Raw genomic sequence first — 12,539 nt, 5'->3', positions numbered from 1 at the left:
GCTAGAGGTCGCCCGGGTAGGGATGGGCAAGCAGCAGCGCGCGTCCGACCCCGATCGAGATGCGCAGGTCGCCGCGCACTTCGTTGGAAAGGGTGAGCGACGAGCCGAACGGAATCTCGACGCCATCGAGCGGCCAGCGCGCGCCCATCACGGTGACGCCGGACAGGTGCGAGAAGCCGAGGATGCTGAACTGGGTGCCATCGTCGAAGTCGAAGTCGCGCGCGCCCGGCAGCAGCGGATGCGCCTCCTGGTTGCCGCTGGTGATCACCACCGGCAGGCCTTCCTTGGCGCGGCGGATGGCAAGCGCGACATGCAGGAACGCATGGTCGACGCGGCCGCCGAAGGCGCCGGCGAGCACGAGCGACGTCGCGCCCCGCTTCAGCGCCTCGGTAACCGCAAGCTCGCCGTCCGTGTTGTCCTTTTCCTCGGGGTAGCGGCTCTGCGGGATGTGGGCGTATTCCGCCGCCAGTTCGGCGGTCGATGAATCGAAATCGCCGACCCACAGTTCCGGCGTGATGCCGAGCGTCTTGGCATGCGTCATCCCGGCGTCCGCGGCGATCACGCGGGCGCCCGCCAACTGGGCGTCGAGGCGCGGTGTGCGCACCAGCCTGCCGCCGAGGAGGATGACAAATCTGCTCATGGCGACGCCCTTACCATGCGCCGTGCCGAAATTGGAAGGCGCAAAGCCGCCCGAATCCAAAAGAAACGCTTGCCTGCCTAAGGCTTGGGCACTATTTGTCGGGCCGCTCTAACGGGGTGCCGGACGTGACCGGCTGAGAGGCAAAAGCCAACCCGCTGAACCTGATCCGGCTTGTACCGGCGGAGGGATTAGACGCTTCGGAAACCCGGCGCCTTTCTTCCCTTCAACCCAATAACGAAGGAGGCGCTGATGCGCACAAGTCTCTGTTCCGTTTTCGCTTTCGCCATCGGCCTCTCGGTCCTGCCCGCCGTGGCCCAGGACAAGCTGACGATCTATACCTATGACAGCTTCACCTCCGAATGGGGGCCGGGTCCGCAGGTGGAGAAGGCGTTCGAGGCCGATTGCGGCTGCGATGTCGAGTTCGTCGCGGTTGCCGATGGCGTCGCCCTGCTCAACCGGCTGAAGCTGGAAGGCAGCGCCACCAAGGCCGACATCGTGCTCGGCCTCGACACCAACCTGACGGCCGAGGCCGCCGCGACCGGCCTGTTTTCGCCCTCCGGCGTCGATCTCGCATCGATCGACGTCCCTGGCGGCTGGAGCGACGACGTCTTCGTGCCCTACGACTACGCCCATTTCGCAGTCGTCTACGACTCCGAGAAGCTGGCGAACCCGCCGGCGAGCCTGGCCGAACTGGTGGATGGCGACCCGAGCCAGAAGATCGTGCTGCAGGACCCCCGCACGTCGACGCCCGGCCTCGGGCTGGTCCTCTGGGTCAAGGCGGTCTATGGCGACAAGGCTGGGGAAGCATGGGCCAAGCTGAAGGATCGCGTCCTGACGGTGACCCCGGGCTGGAGCGAAGCCTATGGCCTGTTCACCAAGGGCGAGGCTCCGATGGTGTTGTCCTACACAACCTCGCCGGCCTACCACATGGTCGCCGAAGGCACCGAGCGCTACAAGGCGCTCGCCTTCGCCGAAGGCAATTACCTGCAGATCGAGGTGGCCGGCATCACCACCAAGGGCGCGAAGAATCCGCTCGCGGCCCGCTTCATCGCGTTCATGACCGGCCCCGGCTTCCAGGACGTCATTCCCGAGACCAACTGGATGCTTCCCGCCGGGCGCACCGACAAGCCGCTCGACCCGGCCTTCGGCAAGCTGCCGCAGCCGGTCAAGACCCTGCTCTTCACGCCAGATGAAGTCGCCGCGAACCGCAAGGACTGGGTTGACGAATGGCTGGCAGCGATGAGCCGGTGACGCGACCGCCGCGCCCTTCACCTCCCCTCGTGCAGGGGAGGGACGGCCGGATCGTCGCCGGCGCGCTCGCGCTGGGAGGCATTGGCCTGCTCATCGGCGGGGCCTTTGCCGGGCTGATCGCGGAGGGCGCGCGCGACTTTGGCGGCGCCGTCGCGGCGCTCGATCCCTACCTCGCGCGGGTCGTCTGGTTCACGCTCTGGCAGGCGACCCTTTCGACCGTCCTGTCGGTGGCGCCGGCCATCCTGGTCGCCCGGGCCTTGTCGCGCCACCCCGCGTTCCCGGGGCGCGCGCTCATCCTCAGGCTGTTTGCCCTGCCGCTGGCGATCCCCGCCATCGTCGCGGCGCTCGGCATGCTGGCGCTGCTCGGCCGCGCAGGGCTCCTCGCGACGCCGCTTTCGGCGCTCGCCGGCGGGGCCGCCTGGCCTGGGATCTACGGCCTCTCCGGCATTCTCGTTGCGCATGTCTTCTTCAACCTGCCGTTGGCGACCCGGCTTTTCCTGGAGGCGCTAGACACGCTGCCGGCCGACCAGTGGCGGCTGGCGAGCCAGTTGGGCATGGGCGCGGGGTCCACGTTCCGGCTTGTCGAATGGCCGGCCATACGAACGGCGATCCCCGGCGTCGCGGGGTTGGTCTTCATGCTCTGCATCACCTCCTTCACGATCGTGCTGACGCTCGGAGGGGGACCTGCGGCGACCACTCTCGAGGTGGCGATCTACCAGGCGCTGCGCTTCGACTTCGATCCGGCGCGCGCGGTCACCTTCACCGCGCTGCAGATCGCCTTGACCGGCGTCGTCGTGCTTGCCCTGACGCGGCTCGGCGCCAGCACGGCGATCGACGTCAACCTTCCGGTAGCGCCGAGGAAGTTCGTCGTCGTCGGCGCGGCGGAGGCCGCGGCCAATGCCGCGATCATCGTCGCCGCGCTCGTCTTCGTCGCCGCACCGATGGCGGCGACGCTGATCGCCGGGCTGGGCGCCGACCTGGGCAGGCTGGCCGGCGAAGCCGCGGTGCGGCAGGCGGCGGCGACGAGCATCGCGCTCGCCGTGCTGTCGGCGCTCCTGTCGGTTGCGCTGGCGTTGTCGCTGGCCGCCGCGCGGCGCGCGGCGTCCGGCGCGCGTTCCCCGGCCGGAAGGTTCTTCGAAAGCGCTGCAGGCACCGGCGCGGGCTTCGTGCTCGTCGTGCCGCCGATCGTCATCGGCGCCGGCTGGTTCGTGCTGCTTCGGCACACCGACCTGTTGTTCGCGGTCGCGCCCGTCATGGTCGTCACGGTCAATGCCGTCATGGCCATGCCGTTCGTGATCCGGGCGATACGCCCGGCCTACGACGCCGCCGGCGAGCGCAATGACCGGCTCTGCGCGCAACTCGGCATTGCCGGGTGGAACCGCGCCAGGTTGATCGACTGGCCGGCGCTGCGAAGACCCGTTGCGACCGGACTGGCCTTCGCCATGGCGCTTTCGCTCGGCGATCTCGGCGTCATCGCGCTTTTCGGCAGCGACTCGGTGCAGACGCTGCCCTATCTTCTGCTTGCAAGAATGGGATCCTACAGGACCGAGGACGCTGCGGGCCTGGCGCTGCTTCTCGGCCTCCTTTGCCTGGCTCTCGTTTTCGCGGCGGATCGGTTCGGGGGAACGAGGGCGGCATGAACGTCAGCAAGGCGAACAGCGTCGCGGTGCGCCTCGACAAGGTGCGCTTCACCTACGGCGATGCGGCGATGCGTTTCGATGTCGAATGCCGGGCGGGCGCCGTCACGGCGGTGATGGGCCCGAGCGGTTCGGGCAAGTCGACCCTGCTCAACCTTGTCGCCGGGTTCGAGACCCCGGCGGCAGGCCGCGTTCTCATCGGCGGCGAAGACGTCACCGGCCTGCCGCCGGCGGCGCGACCGGTGTCGATGGTGTTCCAGGAGAATAACCTCTTCGCCCACCTCGACGTCAGGAAGAACGTCGGCCTCGGCCGTTCGCCCTCGCTCCGTCTCGACGAGGCCGACGACATGGCAATCGCCGAGGCGCTGTGGCGCACCGGCCTTTCGGGCAAGGAGCACCGGCTCCCCCGCGAGTTGTCGGGCGGCGAGCGCCAGCGGGTCGCGCTGGCCCGCGTGCTGGTCCGCAACCGCCCGGTCCTGCTGCTCGACGAGCCGTTCGGCTCGCTCGGGCCGGCCCTGCGCTCCGACATGCTCGAACTCCTGCTCGGCCTGCAGGCCGAGCGCCGCATGACCACGCTTTTCGTGACGCACCAGCCGGAGGACGCGCGGCGCGTCGCCGACGAGGTCGTCTTCCTGGAGCAGGGCGTCGTCGTTGCGGCGGGTGCGACCGACAGCTTCTTCGCCGATGGTGCGCCTGAGGCGTTCCGGCGCTATATCGGGTCCGACTTCACGAAGTTTGCCCGCAAGCCGACATAATTTACGGCCACATCGCATTTCGGGGGCCATTTCGTGCTATTGGTGACCCCGAAACAGTTTGTGACCGCGCCTCTCTCCCAAATTGGTGCGTCGACCGAAAGGAGCTGCCGGTTCCTATGATCAGCCGAGGAGGGACCAGTTCGCGGTCGTCCCGCCCGCTGAACCACGTTGCGCGCCTCGCCGCCGCGGCGGGGCTTTCGGCGTTGTTCGCCGGCTGCCAGGCGCTGTCCGGCCTGTCGACGTCCGGCGGCATCAAGGAATCGGCGTTCAGGCCGTCGGAAACCCCGGTCACGGTCGATTCGGTCTCTCGCAACGATCGGTTGGCCGAACTCGCCCGCGCCCAGCATCCGCGCATCCTGGCCACCTATGGCGGCGAATATTCGGATCCGAAGCTCGAGCGGATGGTCGCCAAGGTCGTCGGCAGCCTGACCACGGTCTCGGGCAATCCGGGGCAGACCTACCGCATCACCATCCTGAACTCGCCCAACGTCAACGCCTTCGCGCTTCCGGGCGGCTATCTCTACATCACCCGTGGGCTGCTGGCGCTGGCCAACGACTCGGCCGAACTGGCGGCGGTCGTGGCGCACGAAATGGGCCATGTCACCGCCAATCACGGGCTGCAGCGCCAGCAGAAGGAAGCCGAGGAGGTGATCGCCACCAGGGTGGTCACCGACGTTCTCGGCAACAACCAGAACGCCAACGTCGCGCTGCTGCGCGGCAAGCTGCGCATGGCCCAGTTCTCGCGCAACCAGGAACTGGAGGCCGACGCAATCGGCATCAGGACCAGCGGCCAGGCAGGTTTCGACCCCTATGCGGCGGGACGGTTCCTGCAGTCGATGTCGGCATACACCGATTTCCGTTCGGTCAGCGGCGCGACGGACGCCAGCCTGGACTTCCTGGCGAGCCACCCCAACGCGCCGCAGCGCATAGATCTTGCCCAACGGCATGCGCGCCAGATCGGCGCGGCGGGGCAGGGCAGCCGTGATCGCGATTCCTTCCTCGCCGGCATTGACGGGCTGCTCTATGGCGACACGCCGGAAGAGGGGTTCGTTCGGGGCAACACGTTCCTCCACCCGCGCCTCGGCGTCTCGTTCTCCGTGCCGCCCGGCTTCGTCATCGACAACAGCGCCGCAGCGGTGACGGCGACCGGGCCCGGCGACCTCGCGGTTCGCTTCGACGGCGTCGCGCTCGCCTCGCGCACCAAGCTGCCCGACTACATCCGTTCGGGCTGGGTGGCCGGGCTCGACCCGTCCAGCGTGCGCGCGGTGACGATCAACGGCAATGAAGCCGCGACCGCTCGCGCCGCGGCCGACGGCTGGAAGTTCGACATCACCGTGGTGAGGGCTGGCGGGCAGGTATACCGGCTGCTGACGGCCGCACCCCTGGGCAGCGATCGGCTCGACGCGGTGGCGCAGACCGTCGGCGGAAGCTTCAAGATCCTGTCGGCGCGGGAAAAGGCGTCTCTCAAGCCGCTCAGGGTCAGGGTCGTCACGGTCAAGCCCGGCCAGACGGTCGGCTCGATCGCCGCCACGATGGTCGGCGTCGACCGGAAGCTCGAGTTGTTCCGCGTCCTCAACGCGCTTGCGCCGGGCGCGTCGGTTTCGGCCGGAGACAAGGTCAAGATCATTACCGACAGCTGACGCCGGTCAGGCCGCGAGGAAACCGCCCCCCTGGCTGGTCAGCGCGGCCTTCAGCTTTTCCAGCGCCCGGTTCTCGATCTGTCGCACCCGCTCTTTCGAGATGCCGAGCGCGTCGCCGAGCGCTTCCAGCGTGGCGCCGTCTTCGGTCAGCCTTCGCTGCTCGATGATCGTCATCTCGCGCGTGTTGAGCACCCCCAGCGCCTGCCTGAGCCAGACGCTGCGGCGTTCGACGTCGATAGTCTCCTCGACGATCGCGTCGGGCAGGGGGTCGTCGGACACCAGGAAGTCCGAACGCTCGGCCGACGAGCCTGCTTCTTCCGAGAGCGGCGCGTTGAGCGACGTGTCGGACCCCGACAGGCGCGCATCCATCAGCGCGACGTCGGCCTCTGACACCCGCAGCGCGATGGCGATCTCGCGGTGGATGGCGTCGTTGGTCAGCGCCTGCGATCCCTGCGCGAGCCGCGCCCTGAGCCGGCGCAGGTTGAAGAACAGGGACTTCTGCTGGGAACTCGTGCCGCCGCGAACGATCGACCAGTTGCGCAGGATGTAGTCCTGGATGGAGGCCCGGATCCACCAACTCGCATATGTCGAGAAGCGCACCTCTCGCTCGGGCTCGAAGCGGGCGGCTGCCTCGAGCAGGCCGACATGCCCTTCCTGGATGAGGTCGCCCAGCGGCAGCCCGAAATTACGGAACTTGGAAGCCATCGCGATGACCAGGCGCATGTGGGAGAGGGTGATCCGGTTGAGCGCCTGCTGGTCGCTCTTTTCCTTCCAGCGAATGGCGAGTTCGTATTCCTCGCTGCGTTCCAGGTAGGGCGCCTGCATCGCGGCCCTCGCCAGTCGTCGGTCGATGGTTTCCCGGGTCACGCGGCGCTCCCGTCTTGGATCGGCGCGATTGAGATACCGTGCCGCACAAATTTCGCGCCTGACGGCGCACGCAAAAACGGCAAACGCGGCGAGCCCGAAAAGGTTCCTAAGGTATCTGTTCCTGGCAAACAGGCGGGGATCCCAACTCGCCGCGACCCGTGGCGCACTTGCCAGGAACGTCGCTTCCGTCCGATAAGCGTGCCTCGGCGGCGCCGCCTTCGCGTCGGCGCAGCGGGAAAAAACGACTGGGGGAGACTTATCGTGAAGCTTGGACTGCTGACTGCGCCGTTTCCGGAGATGCCGCTTGGTGAGGTCGCCGACTGGGCGAGTTCGGAAGGCTTCGAATCGCTTGAGATCGCCTGCTGGCCGGTCTCGGCCGGACCGGCGCGCCGCTACGCGGGAACCTCGCACATCGATGTCGCTGCGATTTCGGTCGGCCAGGGCAGGGAAATCGTCGGCCAGCTCGCCGCCAAGGGCCTGACGGTCTCCGCGCTCGGCTATTATCCGAACCCGCTGCACCCGGACGCCGGTCACCGCGAGACCGTGCTCGACCACCTCCGCAAGGTCATCGCCGCTGCCGGCGCGATGGGCGTCGGTCTTGTCAACACCTTCTGCGGCGGCGACGCCGCGCAGGACGTCGACGCGAACTGGAAGCAGGCGGAGAAGGTCTGGCCGGACGTCATCGCCTATGCGCGCGACCACGGCGTCAGGCTCGCCTTCGAGAATTGCCCGATGATCTTCAGCCGGGACGAGTGGCCGGGCGGACACAACATCGCCTATTCGCCGGAGGTCTGGCGCCGCATTCTCGATGTCTGGAAGGGCGAGGTCGGCATGAACTTCGATCCGTCGCACCTGGTCTGGCAGATGATCGACCAGGGCCGCTTCATCCGCGAGTTCGGCGCGCACATGTTCCATGTCCACGCCAAGGACCTGATGATCGACCGCGACGGCCTCTACGAGCGCGGCATCATGTCGGCTGGCATGGGCTGGCAGATTCCGCGCATGCCCGGGCTCGGCGAGGTCGACTGGAGCGGCTTCTTCTCGGGCCTGTACCGTGCCGGCTATGACGGCCCGGTCATCATCGAACATGAGGATCGCCGTTTCGAGGGAACCGACGAGGCGGTCAAGCGCGGCTTCCTGCTTGCGCGCGACGTGCTGCGGCCCTTCGTGAAGTAGTCTCGGGGGCGTCTTGCGCGGCAGCGGCTTGAACGCGGTCGTGCAAATGCGTATTTCGGGGCGGCTGGACTGCACTGGAGACTGATCTTGTCGGCATTTGACCGCTTCCTGGGCGATTCGCCGCTTCGCGTGCTGATCAAGCTGATCGTCATCTCCTTCCTGGTGGGGGTGGTCATGCATGCCTTCGGCTGGTCGCCCTTCGACGTGCTCTACGGCATCCGCGACTTCTTCCTCGACATCTGGAACATGGGCTTCCGGGCAATCGAGCGCTTCGTCGGCTACTTTCTGCTCGGCGCGGCGATCGTCGTGCCGGCCTTCATCATCCTCAGGCTGTTCAGCTACCGGCGCTGACGCGCCGTCACCTTTCGGTTGGCCCAGCGCGCGCCGGCGATTGCGCATGGCCGCAAGCTGAGGCAGGAGGTCGCCCGAAAGGGATCTCGTTTGGACCAGCCTGCCTCTTCCGTGGCGACCCGGCCGTTTTCGGTGACGCACCGCTCGGTGCTGGCGATTGCCGTGCCGATGACGCTCGCCTACCTCACCACGCCGCTCCTCGGCCTTGTCGATACGGCGGTCGTCGGCCAGTTCGGTGACGCCGCCCTGATCGGCGGCCTCGCCACCGGCGCCCTCGTCTTCGACGTGGTCTTCACCACCTTCAACTTCGTCCGCTCCGGCACGACCGGCCTGGTCGCCCAGGCTTTCGGCCGCGGCGATGCGCCGGAGGAGCAGGCCGTCTTCTGGCGCGCCTTTGCGATTGCCGTGGTCGCCGGCGCGGCGCTCGCCCTGCTTGCTCCGGTTTTCGTGCTTGTCGGCCAGTGGTTCATCGCGGCCGAACCGGCCGTCGGCTCGGCGATGGAGGCCTATGTCCGCATCCGGCTCCTGGCGGCGCCGCTGACGCTCGTCAACTATGCCGTGCTTGGCTACGTCCTGGGGCGTGGCGAGGGTTTTCTCGCGCTGCTGCTGCAAATCACCCTCAACGGCGTCAACATCCTGCTCTCGGTCATCCTCGGACTGAAGCTGGGCTGGGGGCTGGAGGGCGTCGCCTGGGGCACGGTCGGCGGGGAACTGGCCGCTTCGATCCTCGGGCTGGCCATCGTCGTTCGACGGTTTTCCGGTGCGCCGGGGATCGGCCTCGCCCGCATCCTCGACCGCCAGGCGTTCGGCCGCATGATCTCGCTCAACCGCGACATCATGATCCGCTCCTTCACCCTGCTGGCAGCATTCGCCCTCTTCACCCGCCAGGGCGCGCAGTTCGGCACGGTGACGCTGGCCGCCAACGCGGTGTTGATGAACTTCTTCATGGTGGCGAGTTTCTTCCTCGACGGGTTCGCGACGGCCGCCGAACAGCTCGCAGGGCGGGCGGTCGGCGCGCGCTACCGCGACGGCCTGCGAGAAGCGGTCAGGCTGACGTCGATCTGGGGTTTCGCGCTGGCCGGCCTGGCCAGCGTCGTCACGCTCGCCTTCGGCCTCGAACTCGTTGCGCTCATCACGACCGCCGAAGACGTCAGGGCTGTCGCGGCCGCCTACCTTCCGTGGGCCGCGATGACGGCGGTCAGCGGCGTGCTCGCCTTCCAGATGGACGGTGTCTTCATCGGAGCCACGTGGTCGCGCGACATGCGCAACGTGATGCTCGCCTCGTTCCTGGTATTCGCGCTCGCCCTGCTCTCGCTCGGCACGGCATTCGGCAATGCCGGGCTGTGGGCGGCGCTGCACATCTTCCTGCTCGCGCGCGGGCTGGGCCTGCTGGCGCTGCTGCGCGTGCGCATGCGCGCCGGGCTATAGCTGCAGCGGCCTGTCGGCCCAGTGGTCCAGCCGGCTGTCGCGGATGTCGGCAAGCGAGCGAAGGCCTTCCCGGTCCAGGAATTTCGAGAAGCCCTTGACGATCTGGCCGGGAAGCGCCGGTCCGGCATAGACCATGCCGGTATAGAACTGCACCAGATCGGCGCCGGCGCGGATCTTCTCGAGCGCTGTTTCGGTCGAGTCCACCCCGCCGACCCCGACGACCGCGTGCTTCGGTCCCAGCAGACGTCGCATCTTGGCAAGCGCGATGGTCGAGCGTTCGAACAGCGGCCGGCCCGACAGCCCGCCGGTCTCGGCGCGGTCAGGCGATCGCAGGTCGGGGCGCGATGTCGTCGTGTTCGAGACGATGACCCCCTCGATGGACCGCTCCATCACTTCCGTGGCGATGTCCTCGAAGTCGGCGTCGTGCAGGTCCGGTGCGATCTTGAGGAATATCGGCGTCTTGCGCCCGGCCGCCGGCACTGCCGCGTCCCGGGCGGCTGCCACCGCCCGCAGCAGTTCGGCAAGGGCCGCGCGCGCCTGCATGTCGCGCAGGCCCGGCGTGTTCGGCGAGGAGATGTTGACCGTCAGGTAGGATGCCAGCGGCGCGAACCGCTCGACGCCGAGCACGTAGTCGCGGATGCGGTCCGTGCTGTCCTTGTTGGCGCCGATGTTGACGCCCACGACGCCCGCCCTCCAGGCGCGCTCCGAAAGGCGCCTTTCGGCGGCGTCGTGGCCCTCGTTGTTGAAGCCGAGCCGATTGATGACCGCCCCGTCGGCGGTGAGGCGGAAGATGCGCGGCCTAGGGTTGCCGGCCTGTGGCAGCGGCGTCAGCGTCCCGACCTCGGCGAAGCCGAACCCCAGCCGCAACAGCGCGTCCGGCACTTCGGCGTTCTTGTCGTAGCCGGCTGCCATGCCGAGCGGATTGTCGAACGTGATACCGGCGACCGTCGTCTTCAGCCGCGCGTCGAGGCGCGGCGCAAGCGCCACCGGCACGCCGGCCTTCAGTGCCTTGATCGACAGGCCGTGCGCGGTTTCGGGGTCGAGGCAGAACAGCGCCCGCCGGCCGAGCTTTTCGATGGCGCCGAGCATCATGGTAGGTCGGCCGGAAACTGGTGGTTGCCGGAGGCGTCGAGCGGCAGAGGCTTGATCCAAAGGACCGCCGAAAGGGCGAGTTGCGCATAGAGATGCGGGAAGAGCGCGCCGCCGCGCGAGACCTCCCACTTCAGGGCCGGCCCGAGCGGCGTCGGGTCCACCGCGACCAGCAGCAGGCCCTGCTGCCCGGCAAAATGCCTGGCGGCGGTTTCGCGGACCTGCTCTGCTGTCGAGAAGTGGATGAAACCGTCGGACGTGTCGACCGGCGCGCCGTCGAAGCGGCCGGCTTTCTCGGCCTCGCGCCACAGTGTTTCGGGGCAGATCTTGTAGATGATGGTCGCCATGGGCGGCCTATAGGCCGAATGCGCCGCGCGCGGAAGGCTTTGTGGACGGCGCGTCCCCAATTTCGGCGCAAAGCGGGCCGAGAATCGGCTAGGTTTCCACCACGGTGGATCCGGGCTTCGGCCCGATCAAGCGAATGGAGGTCGCAATGCGTCCGGTCGCGCTCTTTTCCCTAGCCTTTCTTCTGGCAGTCCCGCTCGCCGCATCGGCCGAGACCGATCGCTACAGGCTTGAGAAAACGCCGGAAGGATATGTCCGGCTCGATACCAGCACCGGCGCGATGTCGATCTGCACGCAGCGCCAGGACGAACTGGTGTGCCGGATGGCCGCGGACGAACGCACCGCCATGCAGGACGAGATCGAGCGCCTGCAGGCTGGCGTCAAGTCGCTGGAGGACCGGGTGGCCAGGCTGGAGCGCGCGCCTGCGGCGCAGGCGCAGTCCTCGCTGCCGACGGAAGAGGACTTCAACCGGACCATGGGCTACATGGAGCGTTTCTTCCGCAGCTTCATGGGCATCGTGCGGGATTTCGAGGCGGAGCAAGGCCGGACGCCTGCTCCAGGCGCGAACAAGACCTGACGCGCCTGGCCGGGGGGCTCCGCCTGCATCGCCGATGGCGGAGGAAATCGCCATTGGCGCTTGATATTGCTCGCCGCCGTCGCATAATCCGGCAGCGCACACCTGCAAGGCATAAGGCGAGGGGCGCGGGGAGGGGATGTTGCCGTCAGGCTACAAAGTGTTGATCGCGGACGACCATCCGCTTTTTCGTGGTGCGCTGAAACAGGCCCTTGCCGGCATCGGCGATGTGGCGACGATTCTGGAGGCCGGAGATTTCGACAGCGCCAAGGCGTCGGTCGCGGGCGCCGAGGACATGGACCTAGTGCTGCTCGACCTCGCCATGCCGGGCGCCGCCGGCCTTTCAGGACTGATTTCGCTGCGCGGCATCAATGCTACGGTCCCGCTTGTCGTGGTCTCCGCCCATGATGATCCTGCCACCATACGCCGTTCGCTCGAGCTCGGCGCGTCAGGCTTCATCTCGAAGTCGGCCAGCATGGAAGACATCCGCCGCGCGGTCGAGACCGTGCTCGACGGCGGCGTGTCCGCGCCGGCCGGCATCGATCTCGGCGTCGAGCGCGATCCCGACATCTCGGATCTGATCAATCGCCTGCAGTCGCTGACGCCGCAGCAGACGCGGGTGCTCGGCATGCTGGCCGAAGGCCTGCTCAACAAGCAGATCGCCTACGAGCTCGGCGTGTCCGAGGCGACGATCAAGGCCCACGTCTCGGCTGTCCTGCACAAGCTCGGCGTCGACAGCCGCACGCAGGCGGTGATCCTGCTGTCGCGGATCGGCGCCGATCCGCT

13 protein-coding genes and 1 riboswitch are annotated in these 12,539 nt (G+C 67.8%); of the genes, 9 read left to right on the top strand and 4 right to left on the bottom strand.

The window, feature by feature from the left end; translation table 11 throughout:
• Position 1: 1 nt before the first annotated feature.
• On the bottom strand, positions 2-640 hold the full coding sequence (locus ABUE31_RS21890) for a thiamine diphosphokinase (RefSeq protein WP_367725889.1): 639 nt from the start codon (positions 638-640) through the stop codon (positions 2-4).
• A gap of 102 nt (positions 641-742) precedes the next feature.
• Positions 743-845, top strand: a riboswitch (TPP riboswitch).
• Positions 846-889: 44 nt separating this feature from the next.
• Here ABUE31_RS21890 and thiB point away from each other — a divergent pair.
• The 4 genes from thiB to ABUE31_RS21870 all read left to right on the top strand — a co-directional run bounded on the left by thiB (position 890) and on the right by ABUE31_RS21870 (position 5,923).
• On the top strand, positions 890-1,891 hold the full coding sequence (gene thiB / locus ABUE31_RS21885; RefSeq protein ID WP_367725888.1) for a thiamine ABC transporter substrate binding subunit: 1,002 nt from the start codon (positions 890-892) through the stop codon (positions 1,889-1,891).
• The gene (gene thiP / locus ABUE31_RS21880) at positions 1,867-3,531 is read left to right on the top strand and encodes a thiamine/thiamine pyrophosphate ABC transporter permease (RefSeq protein WP_367725887.1); all 1,665 of its coding nucleotides are present in this window, start codon (positions 1,867-1,869) and stop codon (positions 3,529-3,531) included. The genes thiB and thiP overlap by 25 nt, the downstream gene beginning before the upstream one ends.
• The gene (gene thiQ, locus ABUE31_RS21875) at positions 3,528-4,283 is read left to right on the top strand and encodes a thiamine ABC transporter ATP-binding protein (protein WP_367725886.1); all 756 of its coding nucleotides are present in this window, start codon (positions 3,528-3,530) and stop codon (positions 4,281-4,283) included. The genes thiP and thiQ overlap by 4 nt, the downstream gene beginning before the upstream one ends.
• Before the next feature lie 116 nt (positions 4,284-4,399).
• The gene (locus ABUE31_RS21870) at positions 4,400-5,923 is read left to right on the top strand and encodes a M48 family metalloprotease (RefSeq protein ID WP_437344176.1); all 1,524 of its coding nucleotides are present in this window, start codon (positions 4,400-4,402) and stop codon (positions 5,921-5,923) included.
• A gap of 6 nt (positions 5,924-5,929) precedes the next feature.
• Here the strand turns inward: ABUE31_RS21870 and ABUE31_RS21865 are convergent, their stop codons facing one another.
• The gene (locus ABUE31_RS21865) at positions 5,930-6,790 is read right to left on the bottom strand and encodes an RNA polymerase factor sigma-32 (protein WP_367725885.1); all 861 of its coding nucleotides are present in this window, start codon (positions 6,788-6,790) and stop codon (positions 5,930-5,932) included.
• A 261-nt stretch (positions 6,791-7,051) separates the two neighbouring features.
• Between ABUE31_RS21865 and ABUE31_RS21860 the strand changes: the two genes are divergently transcribed.
• The 3 genes from ABUE31_RS21860 to ABUE31_RS21850 all read left to right on the top strand — a co-directional run bounded on the left by ABUE31_RS21860 (position 7,052) and on the right by ABUE31_RS21850 (position 9,745).
• The gene (locus ABUE31_RS21860) at positions 7,052-7,966 is read left to right on the top strand and encodes a sugar phosphate isomerase/epimerase family protein (protein WP_367725884.1); all 915 of its coding nucleotides are present in this window, start codon (positions 7,052-7,054) and stop codon (positions 7,964-7,966) included.
• 87 nt (positions 7,967-8,053) lie between these two features.
• Entirely contained in the window at positions 8,054-8,317 is a 264-nt protein-coding gene (locus tag ABUE31_RS21855; RefSeq protein WP_367725883.1) for a DUF6460 domain-containing protein, read from the top strand.
• Positions 8,318-8,407: 90 nt separating this feature from the next.
• A complete protein-coding gene (locus ABUE31_RS21850) occupies positions 8,408-9,745 on the top strand; it encodes an MATE family efflux transporter (protein ID WP_367725882.1) in 1,338 nt (445 codons plus the stop codon).
• On the opposite strand, the gene ABUE31_RS21845 is transcribed toward ABUE31_RS21850, so the two are convergent.
• Positions 9,740-10,834: a quinone-dependent dihydroorotate dehydrogenase gene (locus ABUE31_RS21845; RefSeq protein WP_367725881.1), complete on the bottom strand. Its 1,095-nt coding sequence runs from the start codon at positions 10,832-10,834 to the stop codon at positions 9,740-9,742. The two genes, ABUE31_RS21850 and ABUE31_RS21845, sit on opposite strands and share 6 nt — an antisense overlap.
• A complete protein-coding gene (locus ABUE31_RS21840; RefSeq protein ID WP_367725880.1) occupies positions 10,834-11,181 on the bottom strand; it encodes a DUF952 domain-containing protein in 348 nt (115 codons plus the stop codon). The genes ABUE31_RS21845 and ABUE31_RS21840 overlap by 1 nt, the downstream gene beginning before the upstream one ends.
• 146 nt (positions 11,182-11,327) lie before the next feature.
• On the opposite strand from ABUE31_RS21840, the gene ABUE31_RS21835 reads away from it, so the two are divergent.
• A complete protein-coding gene (locus ABUE31_RS21835; protein WP_367725879.1) occupies positions 11,328-11,756 on the top strand; it encodes a hypothetical protein in 429 nt (142 codons plus the stop codon).
• Between the two features lie 139 nt (positions 11,757-11,895).
• The coding region (locus tag ABUE31_RS21830) for a response regulator transcription factor (protein WP_367725878.1) at positions 11,896-12,539 on the top strand (644 nt) is incomplete at its 3' end.

The organism is Mesorhizobium marinum (genome assembly GCF_040813675.1).
Lineage (GTDB): Bacteria > Pseudomonadota > Alphaproteobacteria > Rhizobiales > Rhizobiaceae > Mesorhizobium_K > Mesorhizobium_K marinum.
Note: the sequence above shows the minus strand (reverse complement) of the source record. Positions and strands in the feature narration are given on the sequence as shown.